This window comes from Actinoplanes aureus (assembly GCF_015704865.1).
Classification (GTDB): domain Bacteria; phylum Actinomycetota; class Actinomycetes; order Mycobacteriales; family Micromonosporaceae; genus Actinoplanes; species Actinoplanes aureus.
Genome location: NZ_JADQTO010000034.1, coordinates 54,780 through 76,829, shown reverse-complemented (window position 1 = coordinate 76,829; position 22,050 = coordinate 54,780). Strand labels below are relative to the sequence as shown.

Below are 22,050 nucleotides of genomic sequence, written 5' to 3'. Positions count from 1 at the left end.
GGGCAAACTACCGGACTACCGGACGATACCGTTCCCTGTGTGGATTACACAGGCGATCCGGTGGGGGCGCAGGTATACCTGGACGCCGCTAGCGCGGCGCCGCTGCATCCGGTAGCCCGGGAGGCCCTGCTGGCCTCCCTCGCCGACGGCTGGGCGGACCCCGCACGGCTCTACGCGGCCGGGCGGCGGGCCCAGCAACTGCACGAGGCGGCCACCTCGGTGGTCGCCGAAATTCTTGGCGTACGCGCGGACGAGCTCAGCTTCTGGCCCTCCGGTACGGCCGCCGCGCAAGCCGCCGTGCTGGGTGGCCTGGCCGGGCGCAAACGAGCCGGCCGCACCCTGGTGCACTCGGCGATCGAGCATTCGGCCGTCCTGCACGCGGCCCGCACCACCGAGGCCTCGGAGGTCGGCGTGGACCGGCTGGGCCGGCTCGACCTGGACGCCTGGACGACCGCCGTGGCAGCGCCCGGGGTGGCGCTGGCCGCCCTGATCAGTGCCAGTCACGAGGCCGGGACGGTGCAGCCGGTGGCCGCCGCCGCGGCAGCCTGTGCCGCAGCGGGGGTCCCGCTCTTCGTGGACGCCGCCCAGTCGGTCGGGCGCGTACCCGTGCCTGCGGGTTGGTCGCTGCTCAGCGCGAGCGCGCACAAGTGGGGCGGCCCGCCCGGCGTCGGCGTGCTGGTGGTCCGCAAGGGAGTGCGGTGGATCTCGCCGTACCCACAGGATGATCTTTATCGCCCGCGCCCGCAGGGCGCGCCGGATCTTCCGGCGATCGTCGCGGCGGCGGCCTCGCTGCGGGCCGTGACGGCCGAGGCCAAGTCCGAGGCGGTACGCCTCAGCGCGCTGGTGGACCGGATCCGGGAGCGTGTCGCGGCGACCGTGCCGGACGTGGAGATCGTCGGCGATCCGGTCCAGCGGCTGCCGCACCTGGTCACGTTCAGCTGCCTCTACGTGGACGGCGAGGCGCTGCTGCACGCCCTCGACCGGCACGGTTTCGCGGTCTCGTCCGGATCCTCGTGCACCTCGTCCACGCTGCGGCCCAGCCACGTGCTGGAGGCCATGGGGGTGCTCAGCCACGGCAACGTACGGGTGTCACTGCACCGGGACACCACCGAGGCGGACGTCGACCGGTTCCTGGCGGTCCTGCCCGACGTGGTGGAGCGGATCCGGAAGGAGGCCGGGATGTGATCACGCTGGACTGCCTCGGTCAGCGCTGCCCGCTGCCGGTGATCAAGCTGGCCAGGGCAATTCCCGGAGTGCCGGTCGGCGAGATCGTCCGGGTGCTGGCGGACGACCCGGCCGCGGCCAACGACATTCCCGCCTGGTGCCGGATGAAGGGGCAGGAGTTCGTCGCCGGCCACGGCCACAGGTTCGACGTCCGCAGGATCAGCTGAGGTAGCTGATCACCTGTGGGACCGGCTCCTTGGCGAGGTAGGTGTCGACGACCAGGCGCGGGCCCAGGTAGGGCTCGTACTCGGCCTGCCGTTCCAGGACACGCACCCAGTCCGGGATGCCCTCGTGGTCGCGAGTCGCGTACCGGGCCTCGACCCGGCGCCGGTGCTCGGCGTCGTCGCCGCAGATCACCTCGACCACGCGCAGCGGCACCGCCAGCCGCTCGGCCAGATCGATCCACAGATCACGGGCCGCCTTGACCGGGTTCACCGCGTCGATGATCACGTGGTGGCCGATCTTCAGTTGTTCCTCGGCGAGCGCGGCCACCACCCCGTAGGCGGCGTAGCCGGGCCGGGTCTCGTGCACGCCGTAGCGCTGCAACGTGAAGTCGACGGTGTCGACGGCGAGAACCGCCGCGGGCAGCTCGGCTGCGACCGCGGCGGCCAGAGTGCTCTTGCCGACCCCGGGAAGGCCGGCGAAAACCGCTAGAACCATGTTGTGCTCAGGCAGGCAGGTGCGGCGCGATCTCGGCGGCAGCCTCTTCGCCGTACGCGGACACGAGCCGCTTGGTGAAGTCGGCGGCCTTGATGTCGTACTCCTGGGTGCCCACGGTCTCCAGCACCAGGGCCGCCACCAGCGAACCCACCTGGGCGGAGCGCTCCAGGCTCAGCCCCCAGGAGACACCGGCGAAGAAGCCGGCCCGGAAGCCGTCGCCGACGCCGGTCGGGTCCTCACCGATCACACCCGGGATCACCGGCACGTGGATCCGCTCCATGTCCTGCCCGGTGATCTCCACGCCGTCCTTGCCCAGCGTGGTGACCCGCACCTTCACCTGCCGCAGGACCTCGTCCGCGGTGAGGCCGGCCTTGGTCTCCAGTAGCGACCGCTCGTACTCGTTGGTGAGCAGGTACTCGGCGCCGCTGATCAGGCTCAGCACGTCCGAGCCGTCCATCCGGGCGAGCTGCTGCGACGGGTCGGCGGCGAACGCGTACCCCCGGGAGCGGCACTCCTCGGAGTGGCGGATCATCGCGGCCGGGTCGTTGGCGCCGACCAGCACCAGGTCCAGGCCGCCGGAACGCTCGTAGACCGGGGCGAGCTCGATGTTGCGGGCCTCGGCCATCGCACCGGCGTAGAACGAGGCGATCTGGTTCAGATCGTCGTCGGTGGTGCAGACGAACCGGGCGGTGTGCGCCACGTCACTGATGTGCACCGAGCCGCAGTCCACGCCGTGCCGCTCGAGCCAGGACCGGTAGTCGGCGAAGTCGGCGCCGACCGCGCCCACCAGGATCGGCCGCAGACCCAGCTTGGCCATCCCGAACGCGATGTTGGGGGCCACGCCGCCGCGCCGCACCACCAGGTCGTCGACGAGGAAGGAGAGCGAGACCTTGTGAAGCTGGTCCGCGATGAGCTGCTCGGCGAACTTGCCGGGGAAGTGCATCAGGTGGTCGGTGGCGATCGAGCCGGTGACGGCGATCTTCATTTCGGCCCTCGGGGTCGGGAACAGGGGGCGATACGGCTTGAGACTACCGGTCGGTTACAGCAGACAGGCCGCCCCGTAACGGGACGGCCTGTCGGAAAAACGCGGCTCAGTGGAAGGAGTCGCCACACGCGCAGGAGTTCTGCGCGTTCGGGTTGTCGATGGTGAAGCCCTGAGCGTCGATCCGGTCAGCGAAGTCGATGGTCGCACCCGCCAGGTACGGCGCGGACATCCGGTCGACCACGACCTCGACGCCGTCGAAGTCGCTCACGACGTCGCCGTCGAGCGAACGCTCGTCGAAGAAGAGCTGGTAGCGCAGGCCGGAGCAGCCACCGGGCTGTACGGCGATACGCAGGCGCAGGTCGTCGCGCCCCTCCTGCTCGATCAGGGCCTTGACCTTCACCGCGGCGACGTCGGTCAAGATGACGCCGGTCGGGGCGGTCGCCTCGGTCGACTCGGTGTGCGCTTCAGTGGTCACTAGGTATCTCCCTGCCAGGTGCGGTCATGTGCCGTACAAGGCAACGCTAACCCCAATCCCCCGGATTCCCAATCCGGGCGGGTTGCAGATCACCTCCATCCGACCGCCCCGCCCACCACCCCTGACCGGACTAAAGCCTGCTCCACTGCTCAGCCAGCTGCCGGGCGAGTTCCCGCAGGCCGCGAGCGGGTTCAGCGAGCGCTTTCTCGGTCGAACCAAAATGTTCGACGAGGGTGTGCGTCTCGGTCACCCCGGCGGCGGCGGCCTCCCGATAGCCGGTCTCGTTCCGGCCCGCCAGCACCACGCACGGCAGGCCACGGTCCCGGGCGCCGGCCGCGATCCCGGCGACCACCTTGCCGCGCAGCGACTGGTGATCGAACGATCCCTCGCCGGTGATCACCAGGTCGGCCGCGTCCAGCTCGGCGTCCAGCCCGATCAGATTCGTGACCAGGTTGATGCCGGAGGTCACCCGGCCGCCGAGGGCGATCAGCGCGGCGCCGATCCCGCCGGCCGCGCCGCCGCCCGGTGCCATCGCCAGATCGCTGATCCCGAACGCCTTCTCCAGGACACCGGCGAAGTTCTCCAGCGCGGCGTCCAGGCGCAGCACCTGCTCCCGCGAAGCGCCCTTCTGCGGGCCGAAGACGTTGCTGGCGCCGTGCAGGCCGGTCAGCGGGTTGTCCACGTCCGTCGCGGCGACCAGCCGGACCTGGCGCAGCCGGGGCACGCCGGCCAGGGCGGTCGCGGTGATCAGCGGGGCTCCGCCGTACGGCAGCGCGTACCCGGCCGTGTCGACCGGACCGGCGCCGAGCGCGGCGAGCATGCCGGCGCCCGCGTCGTTCACCGCCGAGCCGCCGAGGCCGACGACGACCTCGGCCGCGCCGCTCTCCACCGCCGCGGCGATCAGCAGGCCCAGCCCGTACGAGGTGGTGGTCTCCGGGTTTCGCTCGTCCTGCGTCAGCAGGTGCAGGCCGCAGGCCTGCGCGCTCTCCACGTAGGCCGTTCCGCCGGCCAGCAGGATCTCCCCCTCGGCGGGCCGGCCCAGCGGGTCGACGGTGGCCACCGGGATCCGCCGGCCGTCCAGGGCGGTGGCGAGGACCTCGACGAAGCCGGGTCCGCCGTCGGCGAGCGGGCGTTGCACCAGGACGTCGTCGGGGACGGACCAGCCATCCGCGACGGCCTGGGCGACAGAGGGGGCGGAAAGGGTCCCGGCGAACTTGTCCGGACAGATCAGTACGCGCACCCCGCGAGTGTGGCAGCCCACTCTCCGCGGCGCAGCTGGCGTCCCAGCCCTTGTGCGACGATGGCGAACGTGACGTCGACCTGGACCGAACCCTCGAACACCCCGCTCACGCTGCTGCTGCTCGGCAAGGGCACCGACCCCGCCAGCGAGCGGGGCGTGGACTGCCCCGGCGATCTGCCCGCGCCCAGCGACCCGGACCTGGTGGCCCGGGCGACGGCCGCCAAGGCGGCACTCGGTTCCCGGGTGTTCGTGCTCGGGCACCACTACCAGCGCGACGAGGTCATCCAGTTCGCCGATGTCACCGGCGACTCGTTCAAGCTGGCCCAGCAGGCGGCGGCCCGGCCGGAAGCGGAGTTCATCGTCTTCTGCGGCGTGCACTTCATGGCCGAAAGTGCCGACATCCTGACCACCCCGGCGCAGAAGGTGATCCTGCCGGACCTGGCGGCCGGCTGTTCGATGGCCGACATGGCCGTCCTCGGCCAGGTGGAGACGGCCTGGGAGCACTTCGAGGACCTGGGGATCACCGACCAGATCGTCCCGGTGACGTACATGAACTCGTCCGCCGACATCAAGGGCTTCGTCGGCCGCAACAAGGGCGTGGTCTGCACCTCGTCCAACGCCAAGCGCGCCCTGGACTGGTCGTTCGAGCAGGGTTCGAAGGTGTTCTTCCTGCCCGACCAGCACCTGGGCCGCAACACGGCGGTGCTGGAGATGGGCTTCGACCTGGACGACTGCGTGCTTTACGACCCGCACAAGCCGAAGGGCGGGCTCACCGACGAGCAGCTGCGCAACGCCAAGATGATCCTCTGGCGGGGGCACTGCTCGGTGCACGGCCGGTTCACCATCGACAGCGTGCGCGAGGTGCGCGAGCGGGTGCCGGGCGTCAACGTCCTGGTCCACCCCGAGTGCCGGCACGACGTGGTCCGGGCCGCCGACTACGTCGGCTCGACCGAATACATCATCAGGGCCCTGGACGCGGCGCCGTCCGGTTCGGCCTGGGCGGTCGGCACCGAGCTCAATCTGGTACGCCGGCTCGCGCTCGCCCACCCCGACAAGCAGGTCATGTTCCTCGACCGGACGGTCTGCTACTGCTCGACGATGAACCGGATCGACCTGCCGCATCTGGTGTGGGCGCTGGAGGAACTGGTGGCCGGCCGGGTGCCGAACGTCATCACGGTCGACGAGAAGACCGCCCACGAAGCACGTGTCGCGCTCGACCAGATGCTCGCGCTTCCGTAACTGTGAGTAGCCGCGTGAATCCATCTGCTCGGTGGATTCATTAAGGCTGTCTTAGTCATCAGCATTTCGCGGCGTTTCACGCGCCGCCACGGCTGCCGTGGTTGTCACTCAGCGCTATGCTTCCCCGGTTGCAGAATCGGGTACCCCCGCCCGCGCTCTGCCCCCTCGATCACCGGGCGCCGTTCGGCGCCCACCGGCTGGAGGTTACGTTGACCGACGATGTCCTGATCGTGCACGGCGGTACGCCGTTGCAGGGTCAGATCCGGGTCCGTGGCGCCAAGAACCTCGTCTCCAAGGCGATGGTCGCCGCTCTGCTGGGCGAGTCACCCAGCCGCCTCTTCGACGTACCGCGGATCCGCGACGTCGAGGTGGTTCGCGGTCTGCTCGAGATCCACGGCGTGAAGGTCAGCGACGGCGTCGAGGACGGCGAGCTGGTGATGGACCCCACAAACGTGGAGAGTGCCAGCACCGACGAGATCAACGTGCACGCCGGGTCCAGCCGGATCCCGATCCTGCTCTGCGGCCCGCTGCTGCACCGGCTGGGTCACGCGTTCATCCCGGACCTGGGCGGCTGCCACATCGGGCCGCGCCCGATCGACTTCCACATCAAGGCGCTGCGCGAGTTCGGCGCGGTCGTCGACAAGACGCCCGAGGGCATGCACCTCAGTGCCCCGAACGGTCTGCACGGCGCCAAGCTGGAGCTGCCGTACCCGAGCGTCGGCGCCACCGAGCAGGTGCTGCTCACCGCGGTCCGCGCGGAGGGCGTCACCGAGCTGCGCAACGCGGCGATCGAGCCGGAGATCATCGACCTGATCTGCGTCCTGCAGAAGATGGGCGCGATCATCACGGTGCACACCGACCGGGTCATCGAGATCCAGGGCGTGCCCCGGCTGTACGGCTACGAGCACAAGCCGATCCCGGACCGGATCGAGGCGGCCAGCTGGGCGGCCGCCGCGCTCGCCACCCGCGGCGAGATCGAGGTGGTCGGCGCACGCCAGGCCGACATGATGACGTTCCTGAACGTCTTCCGGTCGATCGGCGGCGAGCTGAAGATCACCGACGATCGGGTGGCCCGGGCCGGCGTGACCGGTGCCGAGGGCGGCATCAAGTTCTGGCACCCGGGCGGCGAGCTGAAGGCCGTGGCGCTGGAGACCGACGTGCACCCCGGCTTCATGACCGACTGGCAGCAGCCCCTCGTGGTGGCGCTGACCCAGGCACACGGCATTTCGATCATGCACGAGACGGTGTACGAGCAGCGGCTCGGCTACACCGAGGCGCTCAACCAGATGGGCGCCACCATCCAGGTCTACCGGGACTGCCTGGGCGGCACCCCGTGCCGGTTCGGCCGCCGCAACTTCATGCACTCCGCGGTGATCGCCGGCCCGTCCAAACTGCACGCCGCCGACCTGATCATCCCGGACCTGCGGGCCGGTTTCGCGCACCTGATCGCGGCACTGGCCGCCGAGGGCACCTCCCGGGTGTACGGCGTCAACCTGATCAATCGCGGTTACGAAGGCTTCGAGGCAAAGCTGGCCGCTCTGGGCGCTCACGTCGAGCGTCCCTGAGCTGCGCTTTCGTTACGATCAACGGCGCGGTGTGTAGCACACCGCGCCGTTTGGCTACGCTTTTCGACGTGTCCCCGCTGTTTCGCCGCAAGCCAGCCGATCTCGTCGACGACGCCACCTCCTCGGTCAACCAGGAGGTGACTCCGACCGAGCCCCGGCCGAAGGGCTACACCCCCAGCAAGAGAGAGCTGGGCGTGGTCACGCCTAAGCGGACGGTTCAGGGCCGCCGGGTGCAGGATCCGGCGCCGGCCAACCGCAAAGAGGCGTACAAGCAGATGCGTGAGCGTCAGCGGGCCGAGCGCGCCGAGGCCGCCGCGGGCATGCGCAACGGTGACGAGCGTTACCTGCTGGCCCGCGACCGGGGCGGCGAGCGGTCCCTGGTCCGCGACATCGTCGACTCCCGCCGCACCGTCGGCTCCTGGTTCATCGGCGGCGCCGTGATCGTGCTTATCGGTACGTCCGTGCCGAACATGATGATCCAGCAGCTCAGCACGGTGATCTGGGCGCTGCTGGCGCTCGCCGTGGTGATCGACAGCATCCTGATCGCCCGCCGGATCAAGCGGCTGGTCAAGGAGCGCTTCCCGGACACCGGGCAGCGGATGGGGTCGCTCTACCTCTACGGCATCATGCGAGGGCTCACGTTCCGGCGCATGCGCGTCCCGAAGCCGAAGGTCGAGCTCGGCGACAAGCTCTGACAGCGTCACTCGTAGCGCCGGCCGGGCTCACCCGGCCGGCGTTTCTCGTCAGTGCCCCCGGGCGAAGCAGAGCGGCGCTTTCTGTCTGCGGTGCCGGCGAAGTAGAGCGGCGCTTCCTGTCAGGGGACGCCGGCGAGGCGCAGCAGGGCGGCGACGGCCGCCGCGGCGATGACGACCACGACGAATGGCGCCCGCCGCCACGCCAGCAACCCGCCGACCAGGACGCCGGCCGGGCGGGCGACTCCGGCGAACTCACTGCCCGCCATGAGCGCGGCAGTACCGGCCAGCGCTGCCAGCAGGGCGGCGGCCGCCATCGGCAGCAGGCGTTGCAGCGCGTCGGAGAGCTCCAGCCGGTCGCGCAGCACCACACCGCTGAGCCGCATCGCGTAGGTGCCGGCGGCAAGCGCCAGGATCGCGGTGATCAGCATCGCGCCTCCTCGGTGACGGATCCGGCGGCCGCGCCGGAACCGGAAATAGGGGCCGCAGCGGAGTCGGCGGCCGCGGACTCCGGATCGGCGGACGGGCCGGAAGCGGCCGGCGCCCGACGCCGGCCCGGCGGGCGGACCAGGGCCAGCAGGCCGAGCAGGGCACACAACACCGGCAGGCCGGCCGGGAGTACCGGCGTGAGCAGCACCGCGATCGCCGCGCCGGCCAGCGCGACCCGGCGGGTGTCGCGGTCCCGCAGCGACGGCAGGATCAGCGCGATCAGGCCGGCCGGGAACGCGGCGTCCAGGCCGAACGCGTTCGGGTCGCCGGTGGCGCCGCCGAGCAGGACGCCGAGGGCCACGCCGGTGTTCCAGGTGACGAAGAGGGTGGCCCCGACCAGCCAGTAGACGCGGCGCCGCTGGGCCGGGTCGGGCTCGGCCAGCGCGAAGGCGACGGTCTCGTCGGTCATGATGTGGCTGCCGATGAGCCGGTCCCGCCAGCGGGTGCCGATGGTGTCCGCCACGGCCAGGCCGAACGGCAGGTGACGGGCGTTGAGCAGCAGGCCGGCGAGCACCGCGGCGAGCGGGTTGCCGGCCGCCAGCAGACCGACGGCCAGGAACTGCGAACCGCCCGCGAAGATCAGCACCGACATCACGAGGGGCACCCAGGCCGGTAGGCCGTACCCGATAGTGATGGCGCCGAATGAGGCACCCACCGCGAGGGTGGCCGCGGCGAGCGCGCCCACATCTCGAAGCGTTCGTTTTAGCGTACCCATGGTTCGTTATGCTGAACGAAGCACGAAGCGTTCGTCAAATCGAACGATGCGACCGATGGAGCGAACATGCAACAGCCGGCACCGCCGCTGGCCGTCATCGCCGCCGCCCTGCGCCGCGAGCGCGAGCGGGCCGGGATCTCCCTGGCCGAGCTGGCCCGGCGGGCCGGGCTGGCGAAATCAACGCTCTCCCAGCTGGAGGCCGGTGCCGGCAACCCCAGCATCGAGACGCTCTGGGCGCTCGGTGTCGCTCTCGGCATCCCGTTCAGCCGGCTGATCGAGCCGCCACCCTCCCCGGTACGCGTGATCCGCAACGGCGAGGGCACCCGGCTGCGCGCCGACCGGGCCGACCTGGTCGCGACACTGCTGGCGGCCGGTGCCCCGCACACCCGGCGCGACATCTACCTGATGGAACTGGAGCCCGGCGAGGCCCGCGAGGCCGAGGCGCACATTCCGGGCAGCGTCGAGCACATGGTGGTGGGCGCCGGCCGAATCCGGACCGGGCCGGTGGACGAGCCGGTCGAGGTCGGACCGGGCGACTACGTGACCTTTCCCGGCGACGTTCCGCACCGCTACGAGGCGCTGGAACCCGCCTGGGTGGTGCTGATCATGGAGCATCGGTAGTGCGGTAGAGCTTGGCGACGACATCCTCGATGTCCGGCTCGACGAGCGACAGATCGCGTACCGGGACGGCCGCCACCAGGCCCGCCACCGCCGCGCCGGCCCCGGTCGACTCCAGCGCGAACGTCGCCCGGTGCCGTTCGGCGGTCACCGCGACCAGGGTGGCGCCGGGCAGCTCGAAGCCCTCCGGCAGCGGCCTCTCCAGGTCCACGACGAGGCTGCGGCGCGATGAGTAGCGGGCGTGCAGCGCCTCGATGGTCCCGTCGTGCACCACCCGGCCGTGGTCGATCACCACGAGCCGCTCACAGAGACGTTCGATGTCGGCCAGGTCATGCGTGGTCAGCACCAGCGTCACGTCGCCGGTCGCACCCAGCTCGGCGAGGAACGAGCGGACCGCCTGCTTGCTCACCACGTCCAGGCCGATCGTCGGCTCGTCGAGGAAGAGCACCTCCGGCCCGTGCAGCAGCGCGGCGGTGAGCTCGCCGCGCATCCGCTGGCCCAGGGACAGCTGCCGCACCGGGGTGTCCAGGAACTCGTCCATGTCCAGCAGGCTCCGGCAACGGCGCAGCCGGGCCTCGTGGTCGGCCGCCGGCACCCGGTAGATGTGCCGCAGCAGCCGGAACGACTCGCCGAGCGGCAGATCCCACCAGAGCTGGGAACGCTGCCCGAAGACCACGCCGATCCGCAGGGCCAGCCGGGTCCGCTGCGGCACCGGGGTGAGGCCGCAGACCGACACCTCGCCGCTGGACGGGGTGAGGACTCCGGTGAGCATCTTCAGCGTGGTGGACTTCCCGGCGCCGTTCGGGCCGATGTAGCCGACCATCTCCCCCGGTTCGATGGTGAGACTCACACCGTCCACGGCCGCGACCGTGCGTTTCTTTCGTCGGAAACGGCCCGCTTTCACGCGTACCGTGAAATCTTTGCGAAGCTCGCGCATCTGGATCATGAGCCGGTACTCCGATATCTGCGAATGCCGGCGCGCCAGACGCCGGCGGCGATAGCCGCCGCGAGCAGCGCGACAAGCGGTGAGACGAAGCCGGCCCAGGCCGGCAGGCCGAGCGGATCGGCGCGGCCCAGCAGCGCCAGCGCCGGCTGATAGGCGACAAAGGCAAACCCGAGGGCGTACGCGAAGAGCGCGCGGAACCATTCGCCGTAAACCGTGACCGGGTACGAGGTGAAGTCGCGCCCGCCGTAGGTGAAAGCGCTGCCGACCTGGCCGGAGTCGACCCACCAGAAGGCCAGGCTCGCACTGATCACGAAGATCGACCCGAAGAAGACGCAGGCGGCGAGCGGAGCCGCCACGATCAGGACGAGCCGGGCCGGTGTCCAGTCGATGTCGTTCACGGCGACCGCCCCGCTCAGCACCACGAAGCCGAAGACCACCCGCAACGTCTTGCGCAACGGCATGTCCATCAGGAGCAGCTGGGGCAGCGCGGGCAACGGCCGGACCAGCACCGCGTCCAGAGTGCCGGTACGCACATAGTTCTTCAGCCCGTCCACGTTGCCGACCAGCATGTCGGCGAGGGTGAACCCGGCCGCGCTCAGGCCGACCACCAGCACCGCCTGCTCCAGCGTGAAACCGCCCACCTCGGGCGTGGCCCGGAACAGCACGAACACCGTCAACACGTCGAAGACCGTGGCGCCCATGTTCCCGATCACCTCGACCAGGAACGAGGTGCGGTAGGACGTCACCGACCGGAACTGGGCGCCGGCCAGGGCCGCGTACGCCCGCAGCTCACCCACCCTGCACCACCAGCCGCCGCTCGGCCCGCCGCTGCACCAGCGCGGCCAGCGCGAGCGTCAGCACCACCCAGATCGCCTGCAAGCCGACCAGCCCGGCCTGCAGAGCCGGCCCGTCCCGCTCGGAGATCACGTCCAGCGGTGTCTGCAGCAGGCTCGGCAGTGGCGTCGCCACCGTGAGCGCAAGGGTGACCTCCGGAGGCAGCAGCCGCAGCGGGAAGTAGAGGCCACCCAGCACCCCGGAGCCCAGCGTCCACAGCATGAGCGGGCCGCGGGCGTCCTGCAGCCAGTACGCCGAGGCGTTGACCATGTACCGGCAGCCGAAACAGATCATCACCGCGAACACGATGGACAGCGCGAAAAGCGGGATCGTCTGCCAGCGAGTCGGCGTGTGCAGCGGGAAGAACAGCGCCCCGGCGAGCAGCGGCGGACCGAACCGGGTGAGCATGCCGTGCAGGGCCCGGCCCAGGTCAGCGGCGAGGTAACTGGTCACCGGGGAAACCGGACGTAACAGGTCAGCCGCGATGTCGCCGGTGCGGATCCGGTCGGCCAGTTCGGTCCATCCCCAGATGCCGATCACGCTGAGTAGGCCCTGGCCCACCCAGACGTACGTCGCCAGTTGTTCCGCGTCGTAACCGGCCGGACTGTGCCCGGCCGCGCCCTCGGCGACCGCGAGCAGAACGTAACAGCGCAGGAAGCCGAACACGATGTTGGTGAACGTTCCGGCTATGGTGGCTTGCCGGTAGGTCGCGTACCGCCGGAAACCCGACCCGATCAGCGCACCGAAAGTAGCAGCCGAGCCGCGGAACGGACCGTTTCGAGAGATCGTCAGCACCCTGGCGTCGATCCGGTCCACGCCGTTAATCTCCTTCCGAAACCTCGCGACGGAGCCGGGCGACTCTACCCGGGTCCCCGGCCGGGCGCGGCACGATTTTTGACAGGTGGAGTTCGCCGTGACGGAGCGTTGCCAATCGCCGGGACTCCCGCTGGGTGCCCGATGAACGGTTGGAGCTCCCGGCCGGGTGCGGACAGCTGGGATGACGAACCCGCGTGGGTGTACGAGATCACCTGGGAGTGGGAGCCGCTGCCCGGCCAGCGCTACCCGGGCGATCCGGGCCGGCGCAAGGCCGTGCACACGCCGGTCTACGAGGCGTCCCGTGGCAGCTCCGCGCCGGTCAGCGCGGCACCGATCAGCGCGGCGCCGGTCAGTGGATCGGCTCCGGTGAGCGGCGACGGGCGCGGCCGAGGCCGGGCGTCGGTGGGTGCTGCGCCGGTTTCGCCGCAGCCGCGGCCTGACGAGCCGTCGTGGAACCGTCCCGTTCACATGCACGATCATGTCGACGATCGCCAGCCCGCCCCGGAACAGCGGCGCGGGTCCGCGCCCGTTTACGGCGGATCCGCCCGGGTCAACCCGGTTCCGCCGGGCCATGCCCAGGTGTCCCCGGCTTCACCGGGCCATCCCGTTCCGCCAGGCCACGGGTCGGTGGCACCGCACTCGCCCTCCGTGCCGGTTTCGCCCGGGCGTCCGGCCGCAGGGCGGGTGCCGCAGCAGCCCCAGGCGCCCGAGCGCGGCCGGGGGCAGGCGCCGGCTCCCGGCTACGGGCCGCGACCCGGATCGCAAGCGCCGCACGGTCCCGCCCGGGGCGGCTACCCGGTTCCGCCCGCGGGTCCAGGTGGGCCGCGACCGGCGCAGCACGGCGGGCCGGTTCCGCCCGGAGGCGACGTTCCACCGGGCCGGCCCAACGGTCCGGCGCCCGGAGCGGCTGTCGGTTTCGTGCCCGGCCGGGCGCGACTCGACCAGGAAGCCGGCTACCAGGGCCGGCGGCAGGCCCCTGAGCAGCAGGTTCCCCGGCAGGGCCCGGACGGCCGGCCGATGCCCGGGCCGACGTCGCCCGCCGGTCCCGCGTATGGCAGCGCCCGCCCGGCGCCTCCGGACGCCTTCCCGGCCTACCCCGACGAGCACCGCCGTGACACGACGCCGTTCAACCTGCGCCCGGCGCCGCCGGAGCGGAACACACCGGCTACGGCCCGTCCGGCGCCGCAGCCGACGCGGGTCACCCCGCAGCAGATGACGCCGCCGGCTGCTGTTTATCCGACGTCCGGGCCGGGTGGTTCGGCGTATCCGGGTGCGGCACATCCTCGCTCCGGGCCGGGGGCGCCCGACGTCCCGGTGGGCTGGAACGGTCCCGGTCCGGTCTCGCCGGTGTCCGGGAACGCACCCGCCTTCGGGCGAGTCGACGCGCCTGTGTCCGGTAGCGCGCCCCTGTCTGATCGCACGCCTCTGTCGGAGAGCGCGCCGGTGTCCGGAGCCGGTGCTGGACCGATCGCCGACGGCATGGACATCACACCGGTGTCCGGGCCTGCTGGCGTTTCCCCGGTCTCGGGGCCGGCGGTGGGCGGATCCAACTTCGGCCCCACGGATGCCGCACACGCCGGAACCTGGCCCGCCGACGAGCGGCAGCAGTCCGGGGAACCGACCCGGCCGCTCGACCCGAGACGTGCCGGCCATACCGCGATGCCGGGGCACGCTCCTCCGGCCGAGGCCGGTACCTCGCCGTTGCCGGAGGACCAGACGCGGCCGCTCGACCTGCGCCGGGTGGGGCCGGAGACCGCGGAGCACCAGGTCGAACGCACCCAGCCGATCGACCCGCGCCGGCTGGGCACGCATGCGGCTGACCCGCACTACTCCGCCCCGATCGGGCACGGGTGGAACGAGCCGGCGGACGCGCACCCGGCCGCACACGCCGGGTACGCATCGGCGGCCGAGCCGGTCACCGCCCCGCCGTTCGGTGGCGAGGAGGCGACGGCTCCGGAGTACTTCACCGGAGAGGCTGCCACGCATCTGGCCGGGGAGACCGCTGAGCCCCTCGCGGATGAAGCCGTCGCTCCCGTGCCCACTGCGGATTCGTTCGTGGGCGAGGCGCCCGCTGACACCGCCCACATCGCCGATGAGGGCAGCGCACCGGCCGAGGAGTCGCACGGGCTGGGCTGGCTGCTCTCGATGAGCGGTCTGGGCGCGACCACGCCGGTTCCGGAGGCCGAAGCGGCTCCCGCTCCGGAGGCGCCCGCCGAGCCGGAGCCCGTCCCGCAGGGTTGGTTCGCTCCCGCGATCGAGCCGGATGAGGATGCCGACGGCGAGACCGGGCTCCCAGCCCCGGAAGCAGCCGTCGCCGCGGATCAGGGCAGCGCGGAGCTTGAGGCGGTCGAGACAGAGGCCGATCCGGCGGCCGACGCTTTTGTCCAGCCGGAGGCGGAAGACGTCACGGCGGCAGGTTCGGCCGATGCGGACGTGACCGAGGCCGCGACGGTCGGCGGGGAAGCTGCGGAAAGCGGCGAGACCTCGGCCACGCAGGACGACGTCGTGGTCCAGACCGAGCCGGAATCCTGGGCCACCCAGGACAACAACGAGGCCCAGGCCGAGCCCGAAGCCGATGACGCCTGGACCACCCAGAGCGAGGACCAGGCCGAACCCGAAACCAGCGACACCTGGACCACCCACGACACCGAGTTCCAAGCCGAACCCGATGCCTCGGACGCGGGCGTGGCTGCTGAGCAGGAAGGTTCGGTGGGCGGCGAGTCGGCGGCCGCCGGGATGTGGGATGAGCGGGAAGCAGCCGGCGAGGCGGACACCGTCGCCGGGGCAGGCGTGCAGGAAGCGTGGGATCCGGCCGAGCCGGCGGAGGCAGCAACCTGGACCGAGCCGGAGACCGGTGACGCGGCCGCCCCGGCGGAGCCGGTCGAGGAGCTGAGCTGGGCCAGCGCCGAGCCGATCGCCACCGATGTCCCGCCGGAGCCGGGAACGTCGGAAGCGGGCGGCGTCGTCAGCGTGCTGGAGAGCTCGCAGTCCGACTACGCCGAGACGGTGTCGGCGGGCGAGGTGGCCCGGGAAGACGTGACCGGCGAGGCCACGCGGGAAGCGGAACTCGGCGCCTATCCGGTGGCCGATGAAGTCTCGGCAGCCGAGCAGCCGACTGACGCGGCAGCGACCGGGCCGGACACGGAAGTAGACGCACTGGTCGAAGCGGGGGTGGCTGAGCCGGATACGGAAGCAGCCGAGCCGAGTTCGGCAATGGCCGAACTGGACGAGGAAGCAGCCCAGCCGAGCCTGACCGCCGCCGAAGCCGAAGCGACCGAGCCGGGCGCGGAAGCGACCGAGCTGAGCCCGTCCGTGGCCGGGGTGGTTTTGGGCTCGGCTGAAGGCGGGCCGGAAGCGGAGGCCGCCGAGGCGGGTGTGGTGGCTGCGGCCGGGCCGGTTGGTGCGGTTGCTGGAGTCGGTGGCGGCGAGGATGCCTCTGACGAGCGGCAGAGCTCGGAGGGCGTACCTCCGCAGCGGCGCGAAGCTGGAGATCGGCGCCTGGCCGATCCCGAGCGGGTTTTGGCTTCTCTCCCTTGGGTTTTCGATCCGGGTACGTTGCGCGAGCGGATTGATGAGCCGGAGCGGCTGTGGGGTCTGGCGGATCGGCTGACCGACCGGCTGGAGTTCGCGGAGCGGGACAACGTCCGGGCCGGGCTGCTGAGCCTGCGTGCGGTGGTCCATCGGGTCCTGGGTGAGCTGGACGACGCGCTCGCCGACGGGCGGGAGGGCCTGCGGCATGCGGAGGCGAGCGGGGAGCTGCGGCCGACGGTCATCGCGCGGGCGCGGCTGGCGCATGTGCTGCAGTGGCGGGGTGAGTTCGCCGAGGCGGACCGGCTCTACGAGCAGGCTGATTCGCCGGAGCTGCCGTCGCTGGTGCGGGCCGAGATCCGGGAGATGGCCGGGCGTTCGGCGTTCGAGCAGGGGCGCTACCTGGAGGCGGTGAACCACTTCGAGCGGGCGCTCAACGTTCGCCAGGGCGAGGGCGCGGAGCTGGTGCAGCGCATCGAGCTGGCGCTCGACGAGATCACCCGGCGGACCGGGGACGGTGGCTGGGGTCCGTATCCGCGCACCCGGGAGGAGGTGCTGGGCCTGCCGCAGCCGCCGACGCCGCTGCGGGACGACGGCACCGGCCTCTGGGGGTACGCGGCCGCGGTGGACCCGCAATACGCGGAGGCGCAGCCGTTCTCCGAGGGTGTGGCGTGGGTACGCCGTCCGGATTCGGCGGCGTGGGAGCTGATCGACCAGACCGGTGCCCTGGAGATCGCGGCCGACGCCGGCTATCTGGCGGCCGGGCGCTTCGCCGAAGGGCTGGCCTGGGTGAGCCGGGAGCCCGTCGGCGGCTGGTTCGCGATCGACCGGGCGAACCAGACGGTCGTGACCGGCGGTTTCGAGGACGCGTTGCCGTTCCGGCGCGGGATGGCGCTCACCCGCACGCACGGCGTGTGGGGCGCGATCGACCGGCGTGGCCGGATCGCGGTGCCGCGGCGGTACCAGCGGTTCGCGACCGTGCTGTACGCCGGTGGGCCGGTGGAGGGGTTCACCGACGAGGGCCTGGCGGTGTTCGAGGAGAACGGCCGCTTCGGGGTGCTGGACCGGACCGGACGGCAGGTGGTCCCGCCGGCGCACGCCGCCGTGCTGATCCACCCGTCGGCGTTCCTGGTCAGCGACCCGGCCGGTGCCTGGGGTGCGCTGACCCGCGAGGGTGAGCCGCTGGTCGACGTGGTGCACCGGGAGCCGGCTGACGCGGCGGCCGAGGCCGAGCGACTGACTCCGGAGACGCGCCCCGTCCTGTAAGTCCGGTTAGGGTCGAGGCATGGAGCACCGTCATCTCGGCCGTTCGGGCCTGCTGGTCAGCGAGATCGCCTACGGCAACTGGATCACCCACGGATCTCAGGTCGAGGAGGACGCCGCGGTCGCCTGCGTGCGTGCGGCCCTCGACGCCGGCATCACGACATTCGACACCGCCGACGTGTACGCCGGCACCCGCGCGGAGGAGGTGCTGGGCCGGGCGCTGCGGGGGGAGCGCCGACAGGGCCTGGAGATCTTCACCAAGGTCTACTGGCCGACCGGTCCGGGCCCGAACGACCGCGGCCTGTCCCGCAAGCACATCATGGAGTCGATCGACGGTTCCCTGCGCCGCCTGGGCACCGACTACGTCGACCTCTACCAGGCACACCGGTACGACCACTCGACGCCGCTCGAGGAGACCATGGAGGCCTTCGCCGACGTGGTACGCCACGGGAAGGCGCACTACATCGGCGTCTCGGAGTGGTCCGCCGAGCAGATCCGGGCGGCCAAGCCGCTCGCCGACGAGCTGCGGATCCGCCTCGTCTCCAACCAGCCGCAGTACTCGATGCTGTGGCGGGTGATCGAGGCGGAGGTGGTGCCGGCCTCGGTCGAGCTGGGTCTCGGCCAGATCGTCTGGTCGCCGCTGGCGCAGGGCGTGCTGACCGGCAAGTACAAGGCCGGTGAGCAGCCGCCGGCCGGGTCGCGGGCCACCGACGAGAAGTCCGGGGCGGACTTCATCGCCCGGTGGCTCGAGGACGACGTGCTGAACACGGTGGCCCGGCTCAAGCCGCTCGCCGAGCAGGCCGGCCTCACCATGGCGCAGCTCGGGGTGGCGTGGGTGCTGCAGAACCCGAACGTCTCCGCGGCGATCATCGGAGCGTCCCGGCCGGAGCAGGTGCACGACAACGTCAAGGCGTCCGGGGTGAAGCTGGACGCCGGCCTGCTGAAGGCGATCGACGAGATCGTGGACCCGATCGTGATCCGCGACCCCTCGCTGACGAAGAGCCCGGACAAGCGGCCGTGACGGGAACGGGGGCCGCTGGGCGGCCCCCGTTCTCTCAGTTGCTCCAGAAACGCATCAGCTCGAAGCCGTACGCGTACAGCCACGGCGGCACGTTGATGAGCTCGGCCAGCCAGTTCACCATCCGGTAGAAGTAGTCGCCGACCTGCGTCTGCCAGAGCAGCAGGAACAGCACGAGGAAGCCGAACGGTGCGGCCACGTTCCAGGCGCGCTGGTAGGCCGGGCTGAAGAACGGCGAGATGATGCCGCCACCGTCCAGGCCCGGGACCGGCAGGAAGTTGAGCACGCTCGCGGTCACCTGGAGGAACGCGAGCAGGGCCAGCGCCGCCCAGAACTCGATGTGGTCGGCGCTGCTCAACGTGTACCGCCCGGTGACCGACTCGGTCAGCTCGGGCGCCATCCCGGCCAGGAACGGCACCGCCACCACGATGGCGAGCACCACGTTCGTGAGCGGGCCGGCCGCGCTGATCAGCGAGTCCTTGACCCGGCTGCGGATGTAGCGGTGGTCGACCCAGACCGCACCGCCGGGCAGGCCGATGCCGCCGAGGATCACCACGACCACCGGCAGCACGATGGAGAGCAGCGGGTGTGTGTACTTGAGCGGGTTGAGCCGCAGGTAGCCGCGGTCGGCCACGGTCAGGTCACCGGAGAAGTAGCCGCTGATCGCGTGCGCGTACTCGTGCAGGCAGAGCGAGACGATCCAGCCCGAGATGACGAAGAGAAACACGTCGATCTTGACGTTGCCGAAGCGGGTCCAGGTCATGACCCCGCTCACCACGAACACCGCGACGATGCCGACGAAGACCGGGCTCGGCACGAAGGCATTGCGCGGCGTACGCGTGTAGACCGGTTCGTACGTCACGTCATTCCGCCGGCTGGAGGCTCATCTGGTAGTCGACGCGGTCGTCCTCGACCAGCACGACCGTACTCACCCCGGCGGCCTGCAACGCCCGCCACTCCTGCCCGATCCAGGACTCCGCGTCCGCCTGGCTGCTGAACGTCTCGGCCGGCCCGTCGACCGGTTTCCCGTCGACGTCCTCGTACCGCCAACTCCACGGCATTGAGCCGCCCCCTCACGTCGTCCGTCGGTGGGCTTCCACCCTACGGCGTCGCAGTGTGCGACCCGGCTTTAAGGTACGGGGCATGTCCGAAGATCGGTGGAACACGGTCCTGGTGCTCGGCGGAATCCGTTCCGGCAAATCCGCGTTCGCCGAAGCCCTGGTGGCAGACGCGCCCTCGGTGCGCTATGTGGCCACCGCGGTCGGCGGCGAGGACGATCCCGAATGGCGCGACCGGATCGAGGCGCACCAGCGGCGCCGGCCGCAGTCCTGGTCGACCGAGGAGACCGCCGGCGACCCGGCCCGGCTCACCGCGCTGCTGACCGAGGCGAAGCCGGACGACACTCTCCTCATCGACGACCTCGGCGGCTGGGTGGCGTCGGTGCTCGACCCGGCCCGCCAGCCGCAGGACGACGAGGCCGAGGTGACGGCGCTGGCCGGGGCGGTACGGGCGTGCCCGGCCCGCCTCGTGCTGGTCAGCCCGGAGGTCGGGCTCTCGCTGGTGCCGGTGACGCCGGTCGGGCGGGCGTTCGCCGACGCGCTCGGCACCACCAATCAGGCTCTCGCCGAGGCCTGCGACTCGGTGGCGCTGGTCGTGGCGGGGCAGCCGACCTGGCTGAAGCGTACGGCCCCGGTGGCACGTGAAACGGCTTCGCCCAGCCGTCAGCCGGCCGTGCTCTCGCCCGCGCCGCCGGCGGTAGCCGCTCCCCCACCGCCGCCGGTGCTCACGCCAGACACGACAGCCGAGCCGACCGTCGTGCTTCCCGCGGCGCCGGCCCCGGAGCCGGTCCGAGCCGATGTGCTCACCGAATCCACCATGACCCTGCCGCTTGTCGCCTCCGGCCTCACCGAGATCAAGCCGGGCATGGACCTGCCGATGCCGAGCAGCGACGCCGGCCCCGACGCGCGGGAGCGGCTGACCGGGATCGACCTGCCCGGCGCCGGGCTCGGCCCGCTGGCCGAGGCGATCGAGTTCGCCGCCGCCACTCAGGACACCACCACACCGCGCTCCTGGGATTCGGTGCGGCTGGTGCTCATCGCCGGCCGGCACGGCGGTGGCGCCGCGGCCGGCACGGATCCGTTCGACGTGGAGCGCCGGGTCGCCGAGGCCGAGGCCGGCACCGGCCTGCTCGGCCGGCTCGCCGGGCAGGTCGGCGCGGACATCGCGGTGCTGCGGGCCACCGAAGCGGGCGCCATGGAGGACGGCCCGGTCACCGACGAGGCGACGGTCGAGGCCGCGCTGCGGGACGGCTGGCGGCTCGCCGACGCCGCCGCCGACGCGGGCCGCGACGCGATCCTGCTGGCCGGGCTCGGAACCGGCGTGGAGGCGGTCGCCACCGCCGTGCTCGCCGCCACGACCGGCGCCGAGCCGGTCGCCATGCTGCCCCGGGTGATGCTTCCGGGCGGCCGCTTCGACGACAACGCCTGGATGGTGCGCTGCGCGGCGGTACGCGACGCCATGCACCGCATCCGCCAGGAGCCGCGCGGTGCCACCGACGTCCTGCGCGAGCTCGGCGGCCCCGACCTGGCCGTCGCCACCGGTGTGCTGCTCGGTGCCGCCGCCCGCCGCATCCCGGTGCTGCTGGACGGCCCGCTCGGCATCGCGGCGGGGCTGGTCGCCCGGGATCTGGCCGCACAGACCCGGCACTGGTGCGTGCTGCCGGAGGCCGGCACGCTGGCGCTGGTCAAGCAGGGCGCCGACGTACTCGGCCTGGCCCCGGTGCTGGAGATCGGGCTGGACCTGGGCGAGGGGGCGAACGCGCTCACCGTGCTGCCGGTGCTGCGGACCGCGGTCGGCCTGCTCTCGGCCCTGCCGGTGCATCCGGCGCTGCTGGCCGAGCACGGCGACGCCGGCCTGTCGGACGAGGCCGAGCCGGTCGCGGATGACGAGGCCGAGCCGGACTCCGAGACCGCGGATGACGAGGCCGAGCCGGGCGAACGCGCGGGTGCTTGACGGGCTGCGGCTGGCGGTCACCACGCTGACCGTCCTGCCGCTGCGGGCCGGCCGGGTCGACCGGTCCGCGGCCGGCGTGGCGATGACGGTGGCGCCGGCCGTGGGGGCGCTGCTCGGGCTGGTCCTGGCGGGCGTGCACGAGGGCCTGCGGGCGGCCGGGTCACCCGCTCTGGTGGCGGCCGGGGTCACGGTGGCCACGGGGGCGCTGCTGACCCGCGGGCTGCATCTCGACGGGCTGGCCGACACCGTGGACGCGCTGGGCTCGTACCGTACCGGCCCCGCCGCCCTGGAGATCATGAAAAAGCCGGACATCGGGCCGTTCGGGGTGGCGGCGATCGTCGTGACGCTGCTGATACAGGCCGCCGCCGTCACCGCAGTGGGTCCGTGGGCGCTGGTGACGGCCTGGGCGACCGGCCGGCTGGCGATCACCGTCGCCTGTCGGCGCGGCGTACCGGCCGCCCGTCCGGACGGGCTGGGCGCGATGGTGGCTTCGACCGTGCCGCTCGGCACGGTCCTGGCGGCCGCGATCACCGTCGCGGCCCTGGCCACCACCGCGGTGCCGGGCCGTCCGTGGCAGGGCCCGGCCGCCGTGCTCACCGCACTCTTGGCGGTGGTCCTGCTGGTGCGTCACACGGTACGCCGATTCGGCGGCCTGACCGGCGACGTGCTGGGTGCGGCCGTGGAGACGGCGACCACGGTGACCCTGATCGCCGTCACCCTCGGCTGAGCCG

Annotated in this window: 21 protein-coding genes; 10 read left to right on the top strand and 11 right to left on the bottom strand. The window is 71.9% G+C overall.

Translation table 11 applies throughout. The features are described 5' to 3' along the window. Positions 1-39 precede the first annotated feature (39 nt). Both I4J89_RS42585 and I4J89_RS42580 read left to right on the top strand, forming a co-directional pair. On the top strand, positions 40-1,185 hold the full coding sequence (locus I4J89_RS42585; protein ID WP_196419909.1) for a cysteine desulfurase family protein: 1,146 nt from the start codon (positions 40-42) through the stop codon (positions 1,183-1,185). After that, the gene (locus tag I4J89_RS42580) at positions 1,182-1,391 is read left to right on the top strand and encodes a sulfurtransferase TusA family protein (RefSeq protein ID WP_196419908.1); all 210 of its coding nucleotides are present in this window, start codon (positions 1,182-1,184) and stop codon (positions 1,389-1,391) included. The genes I4J89_RS42585 and I4J89_RS42580 overlap by 4 nt, the downstream gene beginning before the upstream one ends. Here I4J89_RS42580 and I4J89_RS42575 read toward each other — a convergent pair. The 4 genes from I4J89_RS42575 to I4J89_RS42560 all read right to left on the bottom strand — a co-directional run bounded on the left by I4J89_RS42575 (position 1,384) and on the right by I4J89_RS42560 (position 4,584). Then, positions 1,384-1,884 carry a P-loop nucleotide/nucleoside kinase family protein gene (locus I4J89_RS42575; protein WP_196419907.1) on the bottom strand — a complete coding sequence of 167 codons (501 nt, stop codon included), beginning with the start codon at positions 1,882-1,884 and terminating at the stop codon, positions 1,384-1,386. The two genes, I4J89_RS42580 and I4J89_RS42575, sit on opposite strands and share 8 nt — an antisense overlap. Positions 1,885-1,891: 7 nt before the next feature. Beyond that, positions 1,892-2,869 carry a carbohydrate kinase family protein gene (locus I4J89_RS42570; protein ID WP_196419906.1) on the bottom strand — a complete coding sequence of 326 codons (978 nt, stop codon included), beginning with the start codon at positions 2,867-2,869 and terminating at the stop codon, positions 1,892-1,894. A gap of 106 nt (positions 2,870-2,975) precedes the next feature. After that, positions 2,976-3,344 carry an iron-sulfur cluster insertion protein ErpA gene (gene erpA / locus I4J89_RS42565; protein WP_183226029.1) on the bottom strand — a complete coding sequence of 123 codons (369 nt, stop codon included), beginning with the start codon at positions 3,342-3,344 and terminating at the stop codon, positions 2,976-2,978. 130 nt (positions 3,345-3,474) lie between these two features. After that, positions 3,475-4,584, bottom strand: a complete 1,110-nt coding sequence (locus tag I4J89_RS42560) for a glycerate kinase family protein (RefSeq protein ID WP_196419905.1) — start codon at positions 4,582-4,584, stop codon at positions 3,475-3,477. A 60-nt stretch (positions 4,585-4,644) separates the two neighbouring features. On the opposite strand from I4J89_RS42560, the gene nadA reads away from it, so the two are divergent. The 3 genes from nadA (at position 4,645) to I4J89_RS42545 (ending at position 8,083) form a co-directional block, all read left to right on the top strand. Continuing rightward, complete coding sequence (nadA, locus tag I4J89_RS42555) at positions 4,645-5,823, top strand: quinolinate synthase NadA (protein ID WP_196419904.1); 1,179 nt, start codon at positions 4,645-4,647, stop codon at positions 5,821-5,823. 209 nt (positions 5,824-6,032) lie between these two features. After that, positions 6,033-7,388, top strand: coding sequence for a UDP-N-acetylglucosamine 1-carboxyvinyltransferase (murA, locus tag I4J89_RS42550; RefSeq protein WP_196419903.1), 1,356 nt, complete (start codon positions 6,033-6,035; stop codon positions 7,386-7,388). A 68-nt stretch (positions 7,389-7,456) separates the two neighbouring features. Further along, positions 7,457-8,083: a DUF3043 domain-containing protein gene (locus I4J89_RS42545; protein ID WP_196419902.1), complete on the top strand. Its 627-nt coding sequence runs from the start codon at positions 7,457-7,459 to the stop codon at positions 8,081-8,083. A 119-nt stretch (positions 8,084-8,202) separates the two neighbouring features. Here the strand turns inward: I4J89_RS42545 and I4J89_RS42540 are convergent, their stop codons facing one another. Both I4J89_RS42540 and I4J89_RS51340 read right to left on the bottom strand, forming a co-directional pair. Next, on the bottom strand, positions 8,203-8,511 hold the full coding sequence (locus I4J89_RS42540; RefSeq protein ID WP_196419901.1) for an AzlD domain-containing protein: 309 nt from the start codon (positions 8,509-8,511) through the stop codon (positions 8,203-8,205). Beyond that, positions 8,505-9,254: an AzlC family ABC transporter permease gene (locus tag I4J89_RS51340; protein WP_309238727.1), complete on the bottom strand. Its 750-nt coding sequence runs from the start codon at positions 9,252-9,254 to the stop codon at positions 8,505-8,507. Before I4J89_RS51340 ends, I4J89_RS42540 begins: the two co-directional genes overlap by 7 nt. A 96-nt stretch (positions 9,255-9,350) precedes the next feature. Between I4J89_RS51340 and I4J89_RS42530 the strand changes: the two genes are divergently transcribed. After that, entirely contained in the window at positions 9,351-9,905 is a 555-nt protein-coding gene (locus I4J89_RS42530) for a helix-turn-helix domain-containing protein (RefSeq protein ID WP_196419899.1), read from the top strand. On the opposite strand, the gene I4J89_RS42525 is transcribed toward I4J89_RS42530, so the two are convergent. The 3 genes from I4J89_RS42525 to I4J89_RS42515 are packed head-to-tail and all read right to left on the bottom strand — an operon-like array spanning position 9,889 to position 12,489. Continuing rightward, positions 9,889-10,848, bottom strand: coding sequence for an ABC transporter ATP-binding protein (locus I4J89_RS42525; RefSeq protein WP_196419898.1), 960 nt, complete (start codon positions 10,846-10,848; stop codon positions 9,889-9,891). The two genes, I4J89_RS42530 and I4J89_RS42525, sit on opposite strands and share 17 nt — an antisense overlap. Then, a complete protein-coding gene (locus I4J89_RS42520) occupies positions 10,845-11,645 on the bottom strand; it encodes an ABC transporter permease (protein WP_196419897.1) in 801 nt (266 codons plus the stop codon). The genes I4J89_RS42525 and I4J89_RS42520 overlap by 4 nt, the downstream gene beginning before the upstream one ends. Then, positions 11,638-12,489, bottom strand: coding sequence for an ABC transporter permease (locus I4J89_RS42515; protein ID WP_196419935.1), 852 nt, complete (start codon positions 12,487-12,489; stop codon positions 11,638-11,640). The genes I4J89_RS42520 and I4J89_RS42515 overlap by 8 nt, the downstream gene beginning before the upstream one ends. Positions 12,490-12,639: 150 nt before the next feature. Here I4J89_RS42515 and I4J89_RS42510 point away from each other — a divergent pair, with 150 nt between their 5' ends. Further along, on the top strand, positions 12,640-17,292 hold the full coding sequence (locus tag I4J89_RS42510) for a WG repeat-containing protein (RefSeq protein WP_196419896.1): 4,653 nt from the start codon (positions 12,640-12,642) through the stop codon (positions 17,290-17,292). 19 nt (positions 17,293-17,311) lie between these two features. Further along, on the top strand, positions 17,312-18,310 hold the full coding sequence (locus tag I4J89_RS42505; RefSeq protein ID WP_196419895.1) for an aldo/keto reductase family protein: 999 nt from the start codon (positions 17,312-17,314) through the stop codon (positions 18,308-18,310). A 34-nt stretch (positions 18,311-18,344) separates the two neighbouring features. On the opposite strand, the gene I4J89_RS42500 is transcribed toward I4J89_RS42505, so the two are convergent. After that, positions 18,345-19,169: a site-2 protease family protein gene (locus I4J89_RS42500; protein ID WP_196419894.1), complete on the bottom strand. Its 825-nt coding sequence runs from the start codon at positions 19,167-19,169 to the stop codon at positions 18,345-18,347. A 1-nt stretch (position 19,170) separates the two neighbouring features. Then, complete coding sequence (locus I4J89_RS42495; RefSeq protein WP_196419893.1) at positions 19,171-19,368, bottom strand: hypothetical protein; 198 nt, start codon at positions 19,366-19,368, stop codon at positions 19,171-19,173. Positions 19,369-19,450: 82 nt separating this feature from the next. Here I4J89_RS42495 and cobU point away from each other — a divergent pair, with 82 nt between their 5' ends. Next, positions 19,451-21,319: a bifunctional adenosylcobinamide kinase/adenosylcobinamide-phosphate guanylyltransferase gene (gene cobU / locus I4J89_RS42490; RefSeq protein WP_196419892.1), complete on the top strand. Its 1,869-nt coding sequence runs from the start codon at positions 19,451-19,453 to the stop codon at positions 21,317-21,319. Then, positions 21,282-22,046, top strand: a complete 765-nt coding sequence (locus I4J89_RS42485) for an adenosylcobinamide-GDP ribazoletransferase (RefSeq protein ID WP_196419891.1) — start codon at positions 21,282-21,284, stop codon at positions 22,044-22,046. Before cobU ends, I4J89_RS42485 begins: the two co-directional genes overlap by 38 nt. Positions 22,047-22,050 lie beyond the last annotated feature (4 nt).

What these genes read in the sequence shown, in the direction of transcription:
- I4J89_RS42510 (WP_196419896.1), top strand. Translation starts at nt 12,640, where the DNA reads ATGAACGGTTGGAGCTCCCGGCCGGGTGCGGACAGCTGGGATGACGAA.
- I4J89_RS42540 (WP_196419901.1), bottom strand. Translation starts at nt 8,511, where the DNA reads ATGCTGATCACCGCGATCCTGGCGCTTGCCGCCGGCACCTACGCGATG.
- I4J89_RS42575 (WP_196419907.1), bottom strand. Translation starts at nt 1,884, where the DNA reads ATGGTTCTAGCGGTTTTCGCCGGCCTTCCCGGGGTCGGCAAGAGCACT.
- nadA (WP_196419904.1), top strand. Translation starts at nt 4,645, where the DNA reads ATGGCGAACGTGACGTCGACCTGGACCGAACCCTCGAACACCCCGCTC.
- I4J89_RS42525 (WP_196419898.1), bottom strand. Translation starts at nt 10,848, where the DNA reads ATGATCCAGATGCGCGAGCTTCGCAAAGATTTCACGGTACGCGTGAAA.
- I4J89_RS42495 (WP_196419893.1), bottom strand. Translation starts at nt 19,368, where the DNA reads ATGCCGTGGAGTTGGCGGTACGAGGACGTCGACGGGAAACCGGTCGAC.
- I4J89_RS42485 (WP_196419891.1), top strand. Translation starts at nt 21,282, where the DNA reads ATGACGAGGCCGAGCCGGGCGAACGCGCGGGTGCTTGACGGGCTGCGG.
- I4J89_RS42570 (WP_196419906.1), bottom strand. Translation starts at nt 2,869, where the DNA reads ATGAAGATCGCCGTCACCGGCTCGATCGCCACCGACCACCTGATGCAC.
- I4J89_RS42505 (WP_196419895.1), top strand. Translation starts at nt 17,312, where the DNA reads ATGGAGCACCGTCATCTCGGCCGTTCGGGCCTGCTGGTCAGCGAGATC.
- cobU (WP_196419892.1), top strand. Translation starts at nt 19,451, where the DNA reads ATGTCCGAAGATCGGTGGAACACGGTCCTGGTGCTCGGCGGAATCCGT.
- I4J89_RS42530 (WP_196419899.1), top strand. Translation starts at nt 9,351, where the DNA reads ATGCAACAGCCGGCACCGCCGCTGGCCGTCATCGCCGCCGCCCTGCGC.